The 19391-nt window shown below is 28.6% G+C and carries 20 protein-coding genes, 1 pseudogene and 1 riboswitch; of the genes and pseudogenes, 9 read left to right on the top strand and 12 right to left on the bottom strand.

Going from position 1 to position 19391, the window contains the following annotated elements:
• The 9 genes and pseudogenes from ACTTBL_RS06310 to ACTTBL_RS06270 all read right to left on the bottom strand — a co-directional run.
• A pseudogene (locus ACTTBL_RS06310) lies at positions 1 to 236 on the bottom strand (orotidine-5'-phosphate decarboxylase); the annotation flags it as partial.
• Entirely contained in the window at positions 226 to 516 is a 291-nt protein-coding gene (locus ACTTBL_RS06305) for an HU family DNA-binding protein (protein WP_440644084.1), read from the bottom strand. The gene ACTTBL_RS06305 and the pseudogene ACTTBL_RS06310, both read right to left, overlap by 11 nt.
• Before the next feature lie 19 nt (positions 517 to 535).
• Positions 536 to 2263 (bottom strand): S1 RNA-binding domain-containing protein, encoded by a 1728-nt coding sequence (locus ACTTBL_RS06300; protein WP_440644083.1) that lies wholly within the window; start codon positions 2261 to 2263, stop codon positions 536 to 538.
• Entirely contained in the window at positions 2263 to 2916 is a 654-nt protein-coding gene (gene cmk / locus ACTTBL_RS06295) for a (d)CMP kinase (protein WP_440644082.1), read from the bottom strand. Before cmk ends, ACTTBL_RS06300 begins: the two co-directional genes overlap by 1 nt.
• Positions 2913 to 4232, bottom strand: coding sequence for a 3-phosphoshikimate 1-carboxyvinyltransferase (aroA, locus tag ACTTBL_RS06290; RefSeq protein WP_440644081.1), 1320 nt, complete (start codon positions 4230 to 4232; stop codon positions 2913 to 2915). Before aroA ends, cmk begins: the two co-directional genes overlap by 4 nt.
• Before the next feature lie 7 nt (positions 4233 to 4239).
• Entirely contained in the window at positions 4240 to 5016 is a 777-nt protein-coding gene (locus ACTTBL_RS06285) for an ATP-binding cassette domain-containing protein (protein ID WP_440644080.1), read from the bottom strand.
• Position 5017: 1 nt separating this feature from the next.
• Positions 5018 to 5584: an LPS export ABC transporter periplasmic protein LptC gene (gene lptC / locus ACTTBL_RS06280; RefSeq protein ID WP_440644079.1), complete on the bottom strand. Its 567-nt coding sequence runs from the start codon at positions 5582 to 5584 to the stop codon at positions 5018 to 5020.
• A complete protein-coding gene (locus ACTTBL_RS06275; protein ID WP_440644078.1) occupies positions 5585 to 6553 on the bottom strand; it encodes a KpsF/GutQ family sugar-phosphate isomerase in 969 nt (322 codons plus the stop codon). It lies immediately after the preceding gene.
• Positions 6553 to 7164 carry a ribonuclease D gene (locus ACTTBL_RS06270; protein ID WP_440644077.1) on the bottom strand — a complete coding sequence of 204 codons (612 nt, stop codon included), beginning with the start codon at positions 7162 to 7164 and terminating at the stop codon, positions 6553 to 6555. Before ACTTBL_RS06270 ends, ACTTBL_RS06275 begins: the two co-directional genes overlap by 1 nt.
• A 35-nt stretch (positions 7165 to 7199) precedes the next feature.
• Here ACTTBL_RS06270 and ACTTBL_RS06265 point away from each other — a divergent pair, with 35 nt between their 5' ends.
• The gene (locus ACTTBL_RS06265; protein WP_440644076.1) at positions 7200 to 8192 is read left to right on the top strand and encodes a complex I NDUFA9 subunit family protein; all 993 of its coding nucleotides are present in this window, start codon (positions 7200 to 7202) and stop codon (positions 8190 to 8192) included.
• On the opposite strand, the gene ACTTBL_RS06260 is transcribed toward ACTTBL_RS06265, so the two are convergent.
• A complete protein-coding gene (locus ACTTBL_RS06260; RefSeq protein WP_440644075.1) occupies positions 8189 to 8686 on the bottom strand; it encodes a GcrA family cell cycle regulator in 498 nt (165 codons plus the stop codon). The two genes, ACTTBL_RS06265 and ACTTBL_RS06260, sit on opposite strands and share 4 nt — an antisense overlap.
• Before the next feature lie 167 nt (positions 8687 to 8853).
• On the opposite strand from ACTTBL_RS06260, the gene ACTTBL_RS06255 reads away from it, so the two are divergent.
• Positions 8854 to 10017 carry an aspartate aminotransferase family protein gene (locus ACTTBL_RS06255; RefSeq protein WP_440644074.1) on the top strand — a complete coding sequence of 388 codons (1164 nt, stop codon included), beginning with the start codon at positions 8854 to 8856 and terminating at the stop codon, positions 10015 to 10017.
• Between the two features lie 2 nt (positions 10018 to 10019).
• Entirely contained in the window at positions 10020 to 10949 is a 930-nt protein-coding gene (gene argF, locus ACTTBL_RS06250; RefSeq protein ID WP_440644073.1) for an ornithine carbamoyltransferase, read from the top strand.
• On the opposite strand, the gene ACTTBL_RS06245 is transcribed toward argF, so the two are convergent.
• Positions 10941 to 11480: a c-type cytochrome gene (locus ACTTBL_RS06245; RefSeq protein WP_440644072.1), complete on the bottom strand. Its 540-nt coding sequence runs from the start codon at positions 11478 to 11480 to the stop codon at positions 10941 to 10943. The two genes, argF and ACTTBL_RS06245, sit on opposite strands and share 9 nt — an antisense overlap.
• A 113-nt stretch (positions 11481 to 11593) precedes the next feature.
• On the opposite strand from ACTTBL_RS06245, the gene kdsB reads away from it, so the two are divergent.
• The 5 genes from kdsB to recR all read left to right on the top strand — a co-directional run bounded on the left by kdsB (position 11594) and on the right by recR (position 15879).
• A complete protein-coding gene (gene kdsB, locus ACTTBL_RS06240; RefSeq protein ID WP_440644071.1) occupies positions 11594 to 12325 on the top strand; it encodes a 3-deoxy-manno-octulosonate cytidylyltransferase in 732 nt (243 codons plus the stop codon).
• Positions 12325 to 13158 carry a prephenate dehydratase domain-containing protein gene (locus ACTTBL_RS06235; protein ID WP_440644070.1) on the top strand — a complete coding sequence of 278 codons (834 nt, stop codon included), beginning with the start codon at positions 12325 to 12327 and terminating at the stop codon, positions 13156 to 13158. The genes kdsB and ACTTBL_RS06235 overlap by 1 nt, the downstream gene beginning before the upstream one ends.
• A gap of 140 nt (positions 13159 to 13298) precedes the next feature.
• Positions 13299 to 14954, top strand: a complete 1656-nt coding sequence (dnaX, locus tag ACTTBL_RS06230) for a DNA polymerase III subunit gamma/tau (RefSeq protein WP_440644069.1) — start codon at positions 13299 to 13301, stop codon at positions 14952 to 14954.
• Entirely contained in the window at positions 14947 to 15264 is a 318-nt protein-coding gene (locus ACTTBL_RS06225; protein WP_440644068.1) for a YbaB/EbfC family nucleoid-associated protein, read from the top strand. The genes dnaX and ACTTBL_RS06225 overlap by 8 nt, the downstream gene beginning before the upstream one ends.
• 3 nt (positions 15265 to 15267) lie before the next feature.
• Positions 15268 to 15879 carry a recombination mediator RecR gene (recR, locus tag ACTTBL_RS06220; protein ID WP_440644067.1) on the top strand — a complete coding sequence of 204 codons (612 nt, stop codon included), beginning with the start codon at positions 15268 to 15270 and terminating at the stop codon, positions 15877 to 15879.
• Here recR and ACTTBL_RS06215 read toward each other — a convergent pair.
• Positions 15854 to 18028 (bottom strand): malate synthase G, encoded by a 2175-nt coding sequence (locus ACTTBL_RS06215; RefSeq protein WP_440644066.1) that lies wholly within the window; start codon positions 18026 to 18028, stop codon positions 15854 to 15856. The two genes, recR and ACTTBL_RS06215, sit on opposite strands and share 26 nt — an antisense overlap.
• Before the next feature lie 81 nt (positions 18029 to 18109).
• A riboswitch (glycine riboswitch) is annotated at positions 18110 to 18193 on the bottom strand.
• A 101-nt stretch (positions 18194 to 18294) separates the two neighbouring features.
• Here ACTTBL_RS06215 and ACTTBL_RS06210 point away from each other — a divergent pair.
• Positions 18295 to 19389: an acetyl-CoA carboxylase carboxyltransferase subunit alpha gene (locus ACTTBL_RS06210; RefSeq protein WP_440644065.1), complete on the top strand. Its 1095-nt coding sequence runs from the start codon at positions 18295 to 18297 to the stop codon at positions 19387 to 19389.
• Positions 19390 to 19391: the final 2 nt, after the last annotated feature.

Below are 19391 nucleotides of genomic sequence, written 5' to 3'. Positions count from 1 at the left end.
TCTTTTAAGCTGTCAATAGCAGACAAAGCTGTTTGTGGGATATCATTTATTTTTAAATCTAACCAAAAATCTTTTTTGAATTTTGCTATAAATTTTCTTCCATTCTTTGAATAAAAGAACTGAAGGCCAAATTTAGGAATTATTCTTAATTTATTTGAATTAGTTTGATTAATTATTTTTTTTATTTCATTTAAATTTGAAGTATCACAGGCAACAAAAATTTGTTTATTCTTCATTATTCAATTTTTTAAACAAGTCTTTGGACATTTTAAAGTGAATAGTTTTTTTTTCTGGAGTATTAACTTTTTCACCAGTTTTAGGGTTTCTTGATATTCTAGCTCTTTGAATATTTGTATAAAAAACTCCAAAACCTCTCAATTCTACTCTATCACCCTTTTTAAGAGTTCTTTTAATTTCATTTAGAATAATATCAGTAAACTTTTCTAAATCTTTTTTTAAAAAATTTGGATAATTGTTTGAAAGTTGTTTTAAAAGCTTTGATTTTACAATAGCCAATTTAAATATTCTCTAATTATTATTTATCTTCCTCTTTTTTCTTTAAATCATCTGAAAGTGATGAAAAGGGCAAGTTTTTTCCACTGGCCTCACTTCCATAAGTTTTTAAAGCAATATCTCTATCTTGTTCTTCGAGATATTTGATACTAAGAACAACCTTTCTTTTATCTAGTTGTAATTCTTTGATTGCGACATCAACTTTTTCTCCACCAGTCCATCTAGATGGTCTGGCGTCTGCAGAATTAATAGCAATTTCACTTTTTTTAATATGAAAATCCATTTCACAACCCTCAGGTCTTACAGTTAAACCCTTATTATCAGTACTAACTACTTTGACCGTAATTGTATTACCTTTTTCTTTTTCTTTAAAGAAGTCAAAAGGATCTTGTTGTGTTTGACGATATCCTACTCTAATTTTTTGTTCCGATGGTTTAATTTCTAAAACCTTAACATCTATTTTGTCACCTTTTTTATATTTATTAAGCTCATCTTCACCATTATTCAAAAAAGTTAAATCATTACAATGAAGAAAGGCTTCAAGGTCAATATCTTCAACCTTAACAAATAAAGCGTATTCATTTTTACTTACTACTTCAGCTGTTGCAGTACTACCTACTGGGAAACGTTTTGAAAATGTTTCATAAGGGTTTTCTTGGGTTAATCTATAACTTACTGCAACTCTACGTTTTTCTCGATCTATTTCCTGAATCATCACATCTATTTCTTGATTAAGTTTAAACATTTTTTTTGCAGAAACATTTTTTTTAGTCCATGAAAGTTCAGAACTATGAAGAAGTGTAGTTAGTCCTGGTTCTAGTTCACAAAAGGCACCAAAGTCAGCGAGCTTCATAACTTTTACCTTATAAATTTTATTTAATTCATAATTATCTATATTTCCAAAAGGATCAGATGTTAGTTGTTTGATACTGCAACCAACTTGTAATTTATCTAGGTCAACAGAGATAACTTTTAAGTCTATGTTTTTTTGTCCAATTTCTAAAACTTGATCAGGGTGATCAACTCTACTCCAGCTTAATTCCTGAAGGTGGACAAGAACATCTAATTCACCATTAACATTGAAGAAAGCTCCAAAACTAGAAAATCCCTTCACTTCTGCATTTTTAATAATATCTCCTTCTTTGTACTTTGCGACTAGTTTAGCTTTATCTTCTTTTTTAAAAGAGGATATTATTTCTCTTCTTGATACACATGCGTTTCCTCTAATTTTATCTAGTTTAATTAATTTAAATTTTTGTGGTTCATTCATTAAATGACTTATATCTTTAAGAGGTTTATCGCTTATTTGACTTCCTGGAAGAAACATTAACGATCCAGTATCTATATGTTCTACTATACATCCACCTTTACACTTTGATGTTATTTTACCCATAATAGGTTCGTCAGCTTCATAAGCTGCAACTAAAAGATCCCATCCCTTTATTTTTTGAGCTTTACTAGCTGAAACAATTACTTCACCATTTTTATCTTCAATCTTTTCTAGCAATACAGGAATAGTCTGACCTATTTTAATTTTTTCAGAAAGTCCCATGCTCTTTAGTTCATTAATGTCGAGAACTGGCTCTGATTTAAGACCTTCAACAAATAGAAATACAAATTTTTCAGTAATTTTATTTATTTTGCCATTGATAATTTTACCTTCTTCAATTTGGGTTTTTGAGAGCTGACTATTTAATAATTTTTCGAATTCTTTTGATGCAGAACTTGAGAGATCCTTATATATTTCCATTAATAATTCAATTTCCTATCTATTATTTTTTTTATTTTTAAAAAACATGCCCTTTTATTAAGGTTTGTAGTATTAATCAATAGTGAATCTTTTGTTTTCTTTAGTGGAGAGATTTTCCTATTTAAGTCCCTTTTATCACGTTTTTTGATGCTTTTTAACACATCTTCATAGGAAATGTTTTTTTTAAATTTTTTTAATTCTTTGAATCTTCTAAGTGCTCTAGTTTTTATGTTTGCTGTTATATAAAATTTAAAATCTGCATCTGGAACAATATTATAAGTTATATCTCTACCATCAAGACAAGAGCCGTTATATTTTTTTGGTGGGTTGTAAGCTAGGTTGTGTTGAAAAGAAAATACTAATTTTCTTATTTTTTTCTTTTTAGAAATAATTGAAGCTTCAGTACTAACTTCTTCAGTCAATAGATCGTTTTTTTGTAAATCTTTTACTTTTAAAGATTTAATTTTTGTTTCTATAAAATTTTTATTAAATTTTTTTGGGTGTTTTAATTTTAAATAGGCAATAAATCTATAAATTTTACCAGTATCTAAATAAAAAAGGTTGTAATGTTTTGATATTGCTTTAGCTAATGTGCCAGCACCAGCAGCTGCAGGTGAATCTATTGCTATTTTTAATTTTTTTTTTTTAATCATTTTTTTATTTTATTTAAAATTTTCAAAAAATTTGGAAAAGATGATTTTATTGAATCTTTATCGTGTATTATCCAATGCCCCCCAAATGACAATGCGGCGATGACTGATGTCATAAATACTCTATGATCCTTTAAAAAATTTTTGATTATTATTTTTTTATTTATTTTTAAATTAGGGTTGCCAAATATTTTTATAGAATCCTTTGTAGAAATTGTTTGAACCCCCATATTTGTAAGAATTTTTTTACCCCACAATAATCTTGGGCTCTCTTTTTTATTAAGTTCATCTAATTTCTTAAAAGTTGACATCCCCTTTGCTTTCGCTGCAACTAAAAAAATTAACAAAAATTCATCTATTGCACTACTGTTCAAGCTTATTGGGCAGTTAATTGGTTTTAAAAACTTACAACTTTTAATTTGAATATCCGCATTTTTTTCGCCTTTATAAAATTTAATGTTTTTATAAGAAATATTTGCTCCCATTTTTTTTAAAATAGTAATGACTCCAACTCTTGAAGGATTTATATTTACATTTTTAATTAGTAGATTTGAGTTATTACTTAAAACCGTTAATATTATGAAAAATGCACTCGAGCTTATATCTGAAGGAATGTTGTATATAAGCTTTTGTATTTTTTTTACTTTCTGAATATTTATTAGGTCAAATTTTTTATTTTTTTTTATTTTTATTGGTAATTTCAAATTTTTAAATAATAACTCAGTATGATTTCTAGATTTTTTTGCTTTAATTGCAGTTATACCATTAGCTCTTATACCACCAAGAATTACAGCACTTTTACATTGAGCAGATCCTTTGTTTTCATTGTATTTTATTGGATTTAGATTTTTTGATCCAATTATTGTTAATGGTAGATATTTTTTTTTATAAAGACTAAATTTTGCTCCAAATTTTGACAGTGGATCTGAAATTCTTTTAAAATCTCTTTTTGAAAGACTTTTGTCACCAATTAATTTTATTTTAAATGGCGAGTTAATTAATAAACCCAGTATTAATCTTCCAAGTGTTCCAGAATTTTGTGCGTTTATAGTTATATTTTTTTTGTATCTGTATCCATTAATTCCTTTACCATAAATCTTACAAACATTTTTTTTAAGAGAAACTTTAATACCTAATTTCTGAACAGCTTTTAATGCTGCAAAAATATCTTCTGACATTAATAGATTTTTAGCTACAGAAATTCCCTCAGCCAATGAAGAGAGTAAAACCCATCTAATACTTAAGCTTTTGTCCCCACTGACTTCAATAGTTGTTTTGAAAGTTTTTATTTTTTTTTTTACTGTGATAAAGTTAGACATTTAATTGTTAGCTTATTTTAAATGAATTTCCGAAATATGCATTTTGTGCATCAATATCTTTTATTAATGATGATGGAGTTCCTTTAGCAACAATTTTACAATTACTTAATATCATTGCAATGTCAACACACGCAAGCAAATCTCTTGCTTGATGATCACATATACAAATTGTAATATTATTTTCTTGTTGGAGATTAATAATAATCTCCTGAATCATTTTTATTGTTAATATATCAAGTGCAGCAAAGCACTCATCTAATAAAAGCACTTTGGGATCACTCAATAATGCTAAGGCTATAACTAATTTCTTTTTCTGACCACCAGAAAGATATTTTGATTTTATATCTTTTATATTTTCTAATTCAAATTTTGAAATTAAATAGTTTATTCTTTCGTTCATTAAATTTTTATTTTCGATTACAATTTCTCCAATTGCTCTTAAGTTGTTCAATAATGTTAAATCGCTGAAGTAACCACCGTATTGAGGGACATATCCAATTTTAAACTTTTTTGTTCTCAAATAAACAGGGTAGCTATTAACTAATTCTCCATTTATTTTAATCTTACCTTTTTTCGGAGAAATTAATCCTGTGATAAGATTAAATATTGTAGATTTACCAACGCCATTCGGCCCCAACATCCCAAAAATTTCAGTCTGATTTATTTTAAAATTTATATTGTCTAAAATCAATCTGTTACCATAAGATAAAGATACATTTTCAAATTCAATAATAGGGTTTTTATTTTTAAAAGATTTTATTCTAAAAGGTTTAATTATTCCCATATTATTTTTTGTTAATTATATTAATTTTTTTATTTCTATCGTACATATAAAATGTTGTTTCTTTAGTTTCTATATTTATTTCTATGACGTCAGTTTTTAGAGTATTTTCTAAATCTTTATAAACAACATTATTTGATATAATCATTGTATTTCTTGATATTGAAAAGTCTAAATATTCACAATCAATTTCTTTATCTAAATAATCTATTAATACATTTTTTGAGAAAATAGTATCAAAATTATTAATATTATATTTTCCAAAATCTGCAGATATGAAAATTTTTTTTGAATTATTTAAATTAATTATTGCTTTAACATTTCTTAAGAAAATAATGTCACTATTATTTATATCTATCTCACCCTCTTGAGCCTTAATAATATATTCGTTTCCTTTAGGATCCATTGACAAATATTCAACATTTTCAATCATATTTGAAGTCGATGAGCTGGTTTCTGGAATGATTTCTTCATTTTTATTAATATCTTTTTGATGTGGAGATTTAAAATAGAAAAAAAATATAATTAATAATGCTATTATTGAGATAGATAAAATTATCTTTTTAATCATTTAAGAAATATTTGATTGCAATATTGTGTGAATATGAATTACACCAATTGTTATCAAAGGTTTCTTTTTGTTAATAACTGCTAGAGAAGTTATTTTTTTGCTATTCATTAAATTAAGAGCTTTAGCGGCAAATTCATTTTTATCGATAGATATAGGCTTTTTAGTCATTATTTTTTTTACAGGAAGTGATCTAAAGTTTAAGTTTTTTTGACTATATCTTCTTATTTGTCCATCTGTGATAATGCCAGTGGTAAATTTGCTTTTATTCCTAACAATCAGAAAGCCAAGTTTTTTTTCAGCAAGAATTTTAAATGCTTTACTCATTTGCATATTTTCATTTACATATGGAATTTTTTTTCCAGTTACCATAATATCTTCTACAGTTCGAAGTTGTGATCCGAGACTACCAGCTGGGTGTAATTTTTTAAAATCCATTTTACCAAATTTTTTATATCTCATTGTTGCAATTGCCAAAGCATCACCTAAAGCCAGTTGTGAAGTTGTACTCGCAGTTGGAACAATTCCTTCAGCTTCAGAAACTTTTGGGATTGTAAGTTTTATATCTGATGCCCTGTATAATACCGAGTCTCTTTTAGATACAATACCAATAAGTAAAATTTTATTCCTTTTTGAATATTGAATTATATTTTTTAATTCATTTGTCTCTCCAGAATTACTTATAAGTATTAAAATATCTTTTTTAGAGATCATGCCAAGATCTCCATGAGATGCTTCACTCGCTGAAACATAAAAAGAGGGAGTGCCCACTGATGCTAAAGTGGAGGCAATTTTAGATGCAATAAGTCCACTCTTTCCAACACCACAAAGAATTATTTTTGATTGGCACTTTGCTATTTGAATTACAGCTTTATCAAAAGACGAATTAATATTTTTTTTTAATTGCTGAAGTGCTTTGATTTCAAGATTGATTACATCTTTAGCAGTTGAAATAAATTTTTTACTTTTCATTAATGAGACCAAATATCATCCTTAAACTCTGCTAAATCAAGTTGAACTCTTGTCTTAACGAATTTTAAGCAATCTTCATAGAGTTTTACTCTATTTTCCCTTTCAAGTATTTTGTAAAGCTCATCATGAATTTTATGAAGATAGATTACATCATTCGCGCAGTATTTTAATTGTGCTGGCGATAATTTTCCGCCGAAATCAGAGCTTTGAAATTGCTTACTAATATCTATATTTATGAATTCTTTTATTAGAGTTTTTAAGGAATGGTTATCTGAGTAACTTCTAGACAGTTTGCTGCAAATTTTGGTGTCTAGAATATTATTCACATCCGTTTTTAAATAATATTTAATATGAGCTAAATCTGCACGCGAATAATGGAATATTTTTATAATTTTATCATCACTTAAGATTTTAACTAAATTAGGAGCTTTATAATTATTTCTATTAAATTGAATTATGTGTGCGTCTGTATTGCCAGAAGATAATTGTATTAGACACAATGGATCTCGTCTAACATTAAGACCCATAAATTCACCATCAACAGCTATTCTGTTGCCCAAATTTAGGTTTTCGGGTATATCCCCTTTGTGAAGCTGAATATTATTACTCATTTAAAATATATATATATGAAAGCAAAAAATTGTCTATGAAAGCTAAAAATGTTCTAATTTTCGGGTGTTCAGGGCAAATAGGTCGCTCAATTGTAAGAAAATTGACTAAGGATAATTATACTGTCACTGCTGTAACAAGAAATATTCATCAAAAAAGTATTGTTTTGAAGACTCTAGGAAACGCTGGTTTTATTAATATTGTTGAAGCTAATATATTTGATGAAAAAAAAATTAGAGAACTTTTTAAAAAGGCAGATATTTGCATAAATCTAGTTGGAATTTTATTTGAGCAGAAAAAAGGTAGTACTTTTAAAAACATTCATACTGTATTTCCATCAATTTTAGCGAAGCTTTGTAAAGAATATAATCTTAAACATTTTATTCACTTATCAGCACTAGGAATTAATGATGCAGGCGATTCTGATTATGCAAAAAGTAAACTTGAGGGAGAGAATGAAATATTAAAAAACTTTCCTTTAGCAACAATTTTAAGACCCTCGATTGTTTATTCTGTGGAGGATAATTTTACTACAAATTTCATGACCTTATTGAGTAGACTTCCTGTATTTCCCATTTATTACGGAGGTAACACTCGTTTTGCCCCTATAGCTTGTAGTGATTTAACTGATACGATACATCATGTTATTTCAAAAAACATCTATTCTAAAATTATAGAGTGTGTAGGACCAGAGATTATTACTTTTAAAGAGATATTACAAAGATTATTAAATCTTATTGATAAAAAAAGAATTTTATTACCTTTTCCTTTAAAATTAGCAGAGTTATCAGCAAGTTTTTTTGAGATATTGCCTAAACCTTTACTTACAAGGGATCAGTTAAGACTTTTAAAATATGATAATATCGCATCAGGAAAATATAAAACTAATTCAGATATTGGAATGCCAAGTAAAAGATATTTTAATGATGAGGTTAAAAAGTATTGTTATATGTGGAGAGAGGGTGGACAATTCTCAACAGAAAAATACACTTCTAGTAACGATTTAGAAAATAAGCCTAGTCAAAATTAAGCAGATTTAATTTTCTTTTCTATAAATTCTGGAACTTCTTCTTTTTCAATTACATCTTCTTTTTTACCTTTTGGTTGATAAGCATAAAGCAGATGAAGTTTACAATACGAAAAGTCTTTTAATGATGATCTACCACAAAAATAAAATGATTTTTCATCAGGATGCCCAATAGGCCATTTACAAGAATTCTCGTCAAGCTCTTCTAGCTGTTTAGGATTTTCTGGCTCAAAATCTTTTTCGATTATTAATGACTTAAATTTACTTTTTCTTCCTCTTTTTGCTGCTTGAATATTTTTTTCATTTGTTGAGTTATTAAAAGTTTGATTGGAAGTTGCAGTTCTTGTTTTTATTTTTGCTGATAGATTTAATCGATGGGCCTTTCCTATAACAGCATTACGTGATATGCCGCCGATTATTTCAGCAATTTGACTTGCAGTTTTACCAGAACCCCACAATTTTTTGAGAGATTCAACTTTTTCTTCTGTCCAGCTCATATCTATATGTTGTGTTTTATATTAATAAAATGACAATATACTGTTATTAATTTAAATGAAACAATCAAAAATTAAGAGTTATCAACAGCAATAAGCAAATTAAGTATATGTATATTTTCAATCCCAACTTGTATTAATAATTAAACTTTATAAAACAATTTAAATTAATGAGTTATTTAGCAAAAAATTATAATAGAAAAAAAATTGCCTTTAAGCATGGAAAAGGAAGTTATCTTTTTTCAACTGATGGTAAAAAATATTTAGACATGCTGTCGGGTATAGCAGTTAATTCATTGGGCCATGCTCATCCAAAATTAGTTAAAACAATAAGAGATCAATCAAAAAAACTTTGGCATGTTTCTAATGCTTTTGAAATTCCTGAGGGAGAAAAATTGGCTAAAAAATTATGTCAAAAAACATTTGCTGATTATGTGATATTTCAAAACTCTGGGGCAGAGGCTACTGAAGCGGCTATTAAAATTGCAAGAAGATATTTTTATTCAATCGGAAAACCTAATAAAACTAGAATTTTATGTATTAGAAATTCTTTTCACGGAAGAACTTTAGCCACTATTTTTGCAAGTGGGTCAAAGAAAATGACTCAGGGATTTGGTTATGTAGGAGGGTTTGATCATTTTGATTTTGGAGATCACAAATCGTTAAAGAAAAAAATTACTAAAAATACAGCAGCAATCATGGTTGAAACGGTTCTGGGTGAGGGGGGCATTAAGGTAATTCCAGACTGGTGTTTAAAAGAATTAAGAAAATTATGTAATAAAAAAAAAATATTATTAATATTAGATGAGGTCCAGTGTGGAGTAGGAAGATCTGGGAATTTTTTTGCTTTTGAAAAATCTAAAGTAAAACCAGATATAGTACCAATCGCAAAAGGAATAGGTGGAGGTTTTCCTATTGGTGCAGTTTTAATGAATAAAAAAGTTGCTGTCGGCATGATACCTGGAACTCATGGTTCAACTTTTGGTGGTAATCCTCTAGCTATGGCTGTTGGGAATACAGTCATGGATATTGTTTCTACTAAGAAATTTCTAAATAACGTAAAAAAATCTTCAAGATATTTTTTTTCGAAATTAAATAAGTTAAAGGAAAAATATCCAAGTATTATTAAGGAGATAAGAGGAAGAGGTTTATTAATTGGAATTCAACTTCAAACAGATCAAACAAAGTTTATCAAAAAATTAATGGACAATAAATTGTTAACTATCCGTGCTGCTGAAAATGTTGTTCGTATTTTGCCTCCTTTAAATGTCAAAATAAAAGAAATAGATTTAGCATTAAAAATAATTGATAAAGTTTGCTCAGAAATAAAATAATCATGAAACATTTTATAAATCTAAAAGATATACCCGCAAAAGATTTGAGAAAGATTATTGCAGACGCTAAGAAAAGAAAAAGTTTAAGAAAAAAACTAAGCACACTTGAAGTTGATAAGGGTGCACCCTTAAAAGGAAAATTATTAATCCAAATGTTTGAAAAATCTAGTTTACGAACAAGATTAAGCTTTTATTTAGCTATTAAACAACTAGGTGGCGGCACCTTAACTCTGAGATCAAACGAACTTCATTTAGGTCAAGGAGGAGAAAGCGTTGCTGATACTGCTAAAATTTTATCTACTTATGGTGATGGATTTATGCTTAGAACTGATAGCGATAAAAAGGTTGAAAATTTTGCAAAATATATATCAATACCTGTAATTAATGGCTTAAGTCCCTCATCTCATCCTACTCAGGTTTTATCAGATGTATTTACAGTTGAGGAAATAAAAAAGAAACCTATTTCAAAATTAAACATTTGTTGGATAGGAGACTCCAACAATGTTTTAGATAGTTTAATAGCTGCATCAGTCAAATTTTCCTTCAAGCTAAGTATTGGTTGCCCAAAAAAATTTGAACCAGGAAAAGAAGTTAGAGCTTGGGTCAAAAAAAATAATAAACAAATTTATATTTTTAATGATGCGAAAAAAGCAGCTTCAAATGCAGATGTAATTTTTTCAGATAAAGTTATTTCTTTAAATGACAAAGTTAATAAGAAGAAAAAAATACAAGCATTTAAAAATTTTAAAATTGATCGAACATTAATGAGATATGCAAAAAAAAGTTGTATTTTCTTGCACTGTTTACCTAGAGGTAATGAAGTAAGTAATGAAGTTTTCTTAGGTAAAAAATCACATGTGTGGCAACAAGCACTCAATAGAGTTCACGTACAAAAAAGTATTTTATTATATTGTTTTGGAAAATTAAGGTAGTGGTAAAGGGTTATCAGAATTTTCATTTAAATATTTAATAACTGACGCCCTGTCACTTTCTTTTCTTAAACCTGCGTAAGCCATTTTAGTTCCTTTAATATACTTTGCTGGTTTTTTTAAAAATCCGTTTAACTCTTCAAAAGTCCATTCTTTATCATATGCTGCCAATGCTTTTGAATATTTATAATCCTGCACTTCTCCAACTTTTCTTCCTACAACATTGTATAGAGCAGGTCCTATAGCATTCTTTCCACCTTTAACTATTGAATGACAAGCAGCACATTTTTTAAAAACTTTTTCTCCAGTTGCAATATCTCCCATTGCCATCAAAGCAGCTATATCAATTTTTTCAACTTCTGAATCTGCGCTAGTTGCGGAAACAGTAGTTGCAGTTTCCACCTCAACTAAATATCCAGGGGTCTCAGGTTTCTCTACGTGAAATATAATATCAGATAATTTTCCTATTCCGATTACAAGCAGTGCAACCATTAAAACTGCAGCAACTATTTTATTTATTTCAAAAGAATCCATTTTTTCTAAATTTTGTAGTGAACGTATAACATGATAAATTAAAAAAAAGCTAAAATTTAATGTATAAATTTGCCTCTATAGTTGTTTAATGAGTATAATAATTTAAAAATATAATGAAAACTTTAGTAATTATACCCTCTAGAATGTCCGCAACTAGGCTGCCAGGTAAGCCTTTGCTAAAAATAAATGGTTTATCAATTATTTCACATGTCTCTAAAAAAGCACAAGAGGCCAATATTGGAGATGTGATTGTAGCTACAGAGGACCATGAAATTATTGATGATGTTAAAAGAAATGGTTTCAACGCTATTTTGACTAGCAATAAACACAAAACAGGTACAGATAGAATTCACGAAGCACTTAAAAAATCAAATATTAGAGATGTTGATTTTATTATGAATTTACAGGGTGATGAACCAGCAATCGACATTGATGACATAAAAAGTTTGAATGAAAAAATGGTAAAAAATAATTCTAATTTAGGAACTCTTGCGGCAAAAATAAAAGATAATAGAAACCTCAAGAATATTAATATTGTTAAGGTAATCACTGAAAGAAGCCTAGAAGAGGATTATTTTCCAAAGGCAGTCTCCTTTTCAAGAAAATCTGAGCAGGTAGATAATATTTATCACCATATTGGAATTTATTGTTATTCAACAAATTGTCTTGAAAAATTTGTTCACTTGGATCAATCCAAAAATGAAATAGAAAATCAATTAGAGCAGTTAAGAGCATTAGACAATAATATTGATATCAATGTCTCACTTGCAAAGTCATCTCCAATAGGAGTAGATACAGAGGAAGATTATATAGCCTTGAAAAAAATAATGGAATATAAGAATTGATGAGTAAAATTTATTTTCAAGGAACTTTTGGTGCATATTCTCATTTAGCAGCACTTTCTATTGATCCTAAAGCAAAAATCTTGCCTTGCAAAACTTTTGATGATTGTTTTAACAAAGCATCAGAAGAAGAAGATAGCAGAATAATAATTCCAGAGTCAAATAGAATCACTGGTAATATTGGAATTGAATATTTAATATTTAAACATAGGCTAAATATTTATAAAGAGCATTTTCAAAAAATTGAACACAACTTATTAGGACAACCAGGTGCTAAATTAAAAGATATCAAAGAAGTATATTCACATGCGCAAGGATTGTCCCAGTGTTCAAAATTTATAAAAGAAAATAATTTAGCAGAACATATTAGAGCAGATACTGCTGGATCTGCTGAAATGATTTCTAAAACAAAAGACGTTAAGCAATCAGCTATAGCATCTTCATTAAGCGCTGAGATTTATGGTTTAGAAGTAATTAAAAAAAATATAGAAAACGAAAGTGGAAATTTGACAAGATTTTTGGTTATGGGAAAAAATATTTCTCAACCAGAATTTAAAGATAAAACTTACATAACCTCTTTTTTATTTAAATTGAAAAGTAAGCCAGCAGCTCTTTACCAATCACTAGGGGGTTTTGCTATTAATGGTGTAAACTTAACTAAATTACAAAGTTATCCAGAAAAAAATAGTTTCGACTCTTATTTTTTCTTATGTGATTTGGATGGACACATCGAAGATCCAAAAGTTCAGAAATCCCTTGAAGAGCTAGGTCTACATTGTGAGGATTTTCACGTTCTAGGTGTTTTCGAAGCAGATAACTTGAGACAAAAAAAATAAGAAACTTTTCTTGTAGATTAGAAATTTTAACTGCTATAATGGTTTTGGAGGCTAGAGGTGAATGCTGCTTGAACTCGACCAGATCTTAACGGAAGCAGTCGTAGAGACAGTTATTCAGGTTCTAGTCTCCTAATAGATATATGAATAATAACTCAAAAGTATTAGCGTTAAAATATAGACCTCAAACTTTTGATGATCTTATTGGTCAAGAGGTTGTTGCAGAAACTATCACCAATTCGATTAAAGCTGACAAAATACCTAACGCATATTTGTTCACTGGAATAAGGGGAATAGGAAAAACCACAACAGCTCGTATTGTTGCAAAAGCACTTAATTGTTCAAATGGTATCGATAATTTATGTAAAGAAAACTTTTGTGAAAGCTGTAAATCCATAAGCGAGTCTAGTCATATAGATGTGCTTGAAATGGATGCTGCGAGCAAAACAGGTATTGATGACGTAAGAGATTTAATCGAATTTTCAAGATACGGGCCGACCTCGGTAAAATATAAAATTTTCATTATTGATGAAGTTCATATGTTAAGCAAACAAGCATTTAACGCTTTATTAAAAACTCTAGAAGAGCCACCAGAATATTTAAAATTTATTTTTGCGACCACAGAAATTAAAAAAATTCCAATTACAGTAGTATCAAGATGTCAAAGATTTGATTTATCTAGAATTAAATCTACAGAATTGTTGGAGTTTATTAAAAAAATTAAGGACAAGGAAAATGGAAAAATAAGCGACGATGCTTTAAAGCTGATAGTAAAAATTTCTGAGGGTTCTGTTAGAGATTCTTTATCGTTGCTCGATAGAGCACTATTAAGTTTGGATGAAGGAAAAGAATTAGACTTAAATTCAGCTCAGAAAATTTTTGGGTATTTTGATAAATCTCAATTAATCGATTTGTTTGAGTTAATTTTAAAAGGTGAAGAAACAAAAGTAATAGGTATTTATAGAAAAATTTATGACCAAGGTGTTGAACCAAAGGTTTTTATTAATGATTTCTTAGAGTTACTTTACTACTTTAAAAATATTAATTCTTTAACTTTAGAAAGTACAAATTTTTCATTAAATGATGAGGAATTTTCTAAAATTAAAAATTTATCAAATAAAATAGATTCAGAGGTATTAATATTATTTTGGCAATTTGCCATCTCTTCTCTCGAAGAGATAGACATAGTATCTAATCAACACCTTTCAATTGAGATGTTCTTAATAAGACTAATGTATTTAATTTCTGTAAAATCTAAAAATAAAATTGAAAATGTCGAAGACAGATTGAAAAGTGAAAATTTTGCAAAGAATACACAAACTGAATTAACCTCTAAAACAATAAATCAAATTAAGAATGTTGCACAGGAAGAAAAAACTAAACCAGATGTTCAAACAGAAATTAAAGCAGAACATAAAATTAATATAAATGCATTTGAGGATTTAATTGAAATTTGTTCGAAAAAAAAAGAAATCAAACTTAAATACGAGTTAGAAAAAAATGTTAACCTTGTAAAATTTGAAAAAAATAGAATTGAAATATCTTTTAACGAAAGTTTAGATAAAGACTTTGTTAAAGATTTATCATCAAAGCTTTTTGAATGGACCGGTGAAAGATGGATTATTACATTTAGTAAATTAAAAGGGCAAATGTCAGTAAAAGATAAACAAAAAAATGTTAAAAAACAATTAATCGATGAAATGAAAAATTCAGAAATATTTAAAAGTGTGATGGATAAATTTCCTGATGCCGAGTTAATAGATGTAAATTCAAAGAAAGATGGAGTTAATAATGACTGATTTTAGTAAAATATTAGATAAGGCAAAAGAACTTGAGGCAAAAATGAAAGAAAGCCAACAAAAGATTAAAGAAATTAGAGTTAAAGGAGTTTCAGGTTCAAATTCTGTAAAGATAACTTTGGATGGAGAGGGAGAGATGCAAACAATAAAGTTATCTGATGAAATTATGAAAGAGGACAAAACCATAATTGAAGATTTAATTGTTGCAGCACATAACAGTGCTAAATCTCAACTTAAATCAAAAACAACTGAGGAAATTTCAAAAGCAACGGGAGGTTTTGGAATTCCTGGTTTTAAATGGCCTTTATAATAAATGCAAAACATCAGTGAGATAGAAGAATTAATTAAATTAATTTCAAAACTTCCAGGTTTAGGTCCCAAATCAGCAAAAAGAATTGTTTTAAAATTAATTAATAATCGTGATGAACTTGTAAAACCTATGGCAAATACATTGGCGCAAGTTTATAAAAATGTAGTTAGATGCAATTCATGTGGTGCATTAAAATCAAATTCAAATGGCTGTCTAAATTGTGAGAATACAAAAGAAAAATTTAATAAAATTTGTGTAGTAGAGGATATTGCAGATCAATGGTCGATTGAAAATTCAAATATCTTTCAGGGCTATTTTCATATTTTAGGAGGAACAATTTCTTCAGTTGGCCAAAGAAAAGAAGATTTATTAATTAATTCATTAGTTGAAAGAGTTAATAGAGATAAAATCGAAGAGGTAATTCTTGCAACTAGTGCAACTGTTGAAGGTCAAACAACTGCATACTACATTCAAGATAGTCTAAAAAATTTAGATGTTAAAATTACTAAATTAGCACAAGGTTTACCAGTAGGAGGAGAGATTGAAAGTCTAGATGATGGTACATTATTTTCTGCTTTTAAAAATCGATCTAATTTGGTTTCGAACTCAGATTAGATTTTTTTTTCAATCTATTTAAATGAAGTAATGGTTCAGTATAACCTGAAGGTTGCTCCTTACCTTTAAATACTAAATCACATGCCGTTTGAAACGCTATAGAATTTTCGTAATTATCACTCATTTTAACATATAGTGAATCATCTTTGTTCTGATCATCTACTATTTTGGCCATCTCTTTCATTATTTCAGTTACTTGTATTTTTGTTGTAATTCCATGATGAATCCAGTTGGCTATATGTTGTGAAGAAATTCTTAGAGTTGCTCTATCTTCCATCAAGCCAATGTTGTTAATATCTGGAACTTTTGAACAACCGACACCTTGGTCGACCCATCTTACAACATACCCTAATAAAGTTTGTGCAGAGTTTGAAATTTCTTTATTTATATCTTCTACAGACCAATTAGGTCTATCTGCTATTGGAATTGTTAAAAGATCATCAAGCCTAGATGGTTCTCTTTTAGTTAATTTTTTTTGTTCATCGAAAATATTTATTTCATGATAATGTAGAGCATGTAAAGCAGCTGCTGTTGGTGATGGAACCCACGCACAGTTTGCACCTGCTTTTAAATGTCCTGTTTTTTGCTCCATCATATCTTTCATTTTATCTGGCATTGCCCACATCCCTTTTCCAATTTGAGCTTTACCAGAAAATCCACAACTTAAACCAATATCAACATTGTTATTTTCGTATGCAGTAATCCATTTAGATGATTTCATATCACCTTTTTTAATCATAGGACCAGCTTCCATTGATGTATGCATTTCATCACCAGTTCTATCCAAGAAGCCAGTATTAATAAAAAAAACCCTATTTTTAAGACTTCTAATACATTCTTTTAAATTTGCTGATGTTCTTCGCTCTTCATCCATAATTCCAATCTTACATGTGTACTTAGGTAAATTTAGAACTTCCTCAACTTTAGAAAAAATTAAATCTGTAAATGCCGTCTCGTCTGGACCATGCATTTTAGGTTTTACAATATAAACTGATCCAGTTCTTGAATTATTTTTATTTTTAATATCATGTAGTGCGGCTGCTGTAGTTATAAATGCATCCATAATACCCTCGGGTATTTCACTTCCATCACGTAATAAAATTGAAGGGTTAGTCATTAAATGACCAACGTTTCTTACAAGCAATAGGCTTCTACCATGTAACTTCAAGCCTTTCCCATCTTTTGAGATATAGCTTCTGTGTGGATTTAATTTTCTCTCAAATAATTTTCCTTCTTTTTCAAATTTTGACTTAAGATCTCCTCTCATTAGACCTAGCCAATTTCTATAACAAATAATTTTATCTTCCGCGTCAACTGCTGCTACACTATCTTCATTATCACAAATTGTTGAAACTGCAGATTCTAGTATAATATCACTTATACCTGCATGATCTTGTTGAGCAGCAAAAGCTCTTGAGTCTTTTAGAATTTCAATATGTAAATTATTATTTTTTAGAATAATTGCAGATGGATTATCGCTTTCACCTCGGTGGCCAACAAATTTATTTTCATCTTCCAAATCAAAAATATCAGCACCTTTTAAAACTTTTAATTTCCCATATTTTACTGCAAAACTTGTAATTTTATTCCAGCTTAATCCAGCTAATGGAAAGTATTTATCTAAAAAATCTCTTCCATATTTTATAACCATTTCACCTCTTAAAGGGTCATACCGTTCAGATACGCTGTCTTCAGACTGTTCAATTACATCTGTACCATAAAGACTATCATATAAACTCATCCATCTTGCATTTGCAGCATTTAATGCATACCTCGCATTCATGACAGGTACAACTAGCTGAGGTCCAGCTATACTTGCAATTTCTTCATCAACATTTTCTGTTTCTATTTTAAAATCAGGTCCTTCATTTTTTAAATAACCAATTTCTAATAAAAATTTTTTGTACTCATCTAAATTAAATTCTTTACTTTTATTTTTGATATGCCAATCATCTATTTTCTTCTGTAAATCTTCCCTTAATTTAATTAATTCTTTATTTTTTGGCGCCAAGTCATCAAGAGTTTTTTCTAGACCTAACCAAAAATTTTCTGAAGATACATTTGTATTTTTTAATAATTCATTATTTACGAAGTTTGATAGCTTTTCAGATACTTGAAGATTATTAATTTTAATATATTTTTCTTGCATAGCACTTAATTCGTACCCCATCTGTATTTTTGCCTGAGAGCTTTACTCCTTCGGCGGAAATCAATCTCTTTCCAGAGTGTTATGCTTTAATCGGTCCTTTTGCCTGAGAGTTTCCGGGGTGGTTGCTCCTTCGGCGCTATAAATAGTCTCTCCCGATAATGAATTTGTATCTTTTAAATGATTTAAGTCAATTAATAAGAATTACACCTTATTTAATATCATTTTATTGCCTTTTTTGTATTTTATCCATCCGCTATAAATAAAGTATGAAAAATTATCTAAATTTTGAAACAGAAATTAAAGATCTAGAAAACGAACTAGAAAAATTGAAAGATCCTTACAATCAAGAGGGATTATCAGAAGTTAATACTCAAAAAATTTCAAGCACTCAAACAGAAATTGATGAAAAATTAAAAAATATTTATTCCAATTTAGATCCTTGGCAGACTACTATGGTTGCTCGCCATGAAGATAGGCCTAAAGCAAAATTTTTTATTGATAATTTGTTTGAAGACTTCATTTCATTATCTGGGGATAGATATTATGGAGAGGATAAATCAGTATTAACTGGATTTGCAAAGTTCAATGGAAAATCTGTTTTAGTAATAGGTCAAGAAAAAGGAGAAGATTTGGACAGCAGGATTGAGAGAAATTTTGGAATGATGAGGCCAGAAGGTTATAGAAAAACTATAAGATTAATGAACTTAGCAAACAAATTTAATATTCCAATAATCTCTTTTATTGATACTCCAGGAGCATATCCAGGCGTAGGAGCAGAAGAAAGAGGTCAAGCCGAAGCAATTGCAAAATCAATCGAATGCTGTATGGAGCTTAAAGTTCCAACAATTGCAATAATTATAGGCGAGGGTGGTTCTGGTGGAGCAATTGCATTAGCTTCATCAAATAAAGTCCTTATGCTAGAAAATGCAATTTATTCAGTAATATCCCCTGAGGGATGTGCAACTATTCTATGGAGAGATCCAAAAAAAATGCTTGATGCTGCGAAAGCTATGAAACTTTCAGCTAAAGATTTATTAAAATTAAAAGTTATTGATGAAATAATTGAAGAACCTTTAGGCGGCGCGCACAGAGATAGAGATATTATATTAAATAACGTGAGAGAAACTTTATCAAAAAATTTAAATTATTTTGATGAATTATCTTCAGAAGAAATAATGACTGAGAGAAAAAACAAATTTCTTAAAATTGGAAGAAACGATGGTTTTATCACTAGTACTGAGGATCTAAGCACATTAACTATTAAGAAAAATAATTTTGATAAAATTTTAAAATCAAAAAAAGTATTATCAACTATTATAGGTGTATTAATTTTAATTTCTTTAATTTTGTTATTTATTTAAAT

This window comes from Candidatus Pelagibacter sp. HIMB123, assembly GCF_052048195.1.
Taxonomy (GTDB): Bacteria; Pseudomonadota; Alphaproteobacteria; order Pelagibacterales; family Pelagibacteraceae; genus Pelagibacter.
This window is presented reverse-complemented; position numbering and strand designations above follow the sequence as displayed.

Bases quoted from the DNA above. Each gene is read 5' to 3' on its own strand.
- ACTTBL_RS06255 (WP_440644074.1), top strand. From the start codon at position 8,854: ATGAGTTATTTAGCAAAAAATTATAATAGAAAAAAAATTGCCTTTAAG.
- ACTTBL_RS06275 (WP_440644078.1), bottom strand. From the start codon at position 6,553: ATGAAAAGTAAAAAATTTATTTCAACTGCTAAAGATGTAATCAATCTT.
- cmk (WP_440644082.1), bottom strand. From the start codon at position 2,916: ATGATTAAAAAAAAAAAATTAAAAATAGCAATAGATTCACCTGCAGCT.
- recR (WP_440644067.1), top strand. From the start codon at position 15,268: ATGCAAAACATCAGTGAGATAGAAGAATTAATTAAATTAATTTCAAAA.
- argF (WP_440644073.1), top strand. From the start codon at position 10,020: ATGAAACATTTTATAAATCTAAAAGATATACCCGCAAAAGATTTGAGA.
- ACTTBL_RS06270 (WP_440644077.1), bottom strand. From the start codon at position 7,164: ATGAGTAATAATATTCAGCTTCACAAAGGGGATATACCCGAAAACCTA.
- lptC (WP_440644079.1), bottom strand. From the start codon at position 5,584: ATGATTAAAAAGATAATTTTATCTATCTCAATAATAGCATTATTAATT.
- ACTTBL_RS06300 (WP_440644083.1), bottom strand. From the start codon at position 2,263: ATGGAAATATATAAGGATCTCTCAAGTTCTGCATCAAAAGAATTCGAA.
- dnaX (WP_440644069.1), top strand. From the start codon at position 13,299: ATGAATAATAACTCAAAAGTATTAGCGTTAAAATATAGACCTCAAACT.
- kdsB (WP_440644071.1), top strand. From the start codon at position 11,594: ATGAAAACTTTAGTAATTATACCCTCTAGAATGTCCGCAACTAGGCTG.
- ACTTBL_RS06235 (WP_440644070.1), top strand. From the start codon at position 12,325: ATGAGTAAAATTTATTTTCAAGGAACTTTTGGTGCATATTCTCATTTA.
- ACTTBL_RS06285 (WP_440644080.1), bottom strand. From the start codon at position 5,016: ATGGGAATAATTAAACCTTTTAGAATAAAATCTTTTAAAAATAAAAAC.
- aroA (WP_440644081.1), bottom strand. From the start codon at position 4,232: ATGTCTAACTTTATCACAGTAAAAAAAAAAATAAAAACTTTCAAAACA.
- ACTTBL_RS06215 (WP_440644066.1), bottom strand. From the start codon at position 18,028: ATGCAAGAAAAATATATTAAAATTAATAATCTTCAAGTATCTGAAAAG.
- ACTTBL_RS06210 (WP_440644065.1), top strand. From the start codon at position 18,295: ATGAAAAATTATCTAAATTTTGAAACAGAAATTAAAGATCTAGAAAAC.
- ACTTBL_RS06260 (WP_440644075.1), bottom strand. From the start codon at position 8,686: ATGAGCTGGACAGAAGAAAAAGTTGAATCTCTCAAAAAATTGTGGGGT.
- ACTTBL_RS06225 (WP_440644068.1), top strand. From the start codon at position 14,947: ATGACTGATTTTAGTAAAATATTAGATAAGGCAAAAGAACTTGAGGCA.
- ACTTBL_RS06245 (WP_440644072.1), bottom strand. From the start codon at position 11,480: ATGGATTCTTTTGAAATAAATAAAATAGTTGCTGCAGTTTTAATGGTT.
- ACTTBL_RS06265 (WP_440644076.1), top strand. From the start codon at position 7,200: ATGAAAGCTAAAAATGTTCTAATTTTCGGGTGTTCAGGGCAAATAGGT.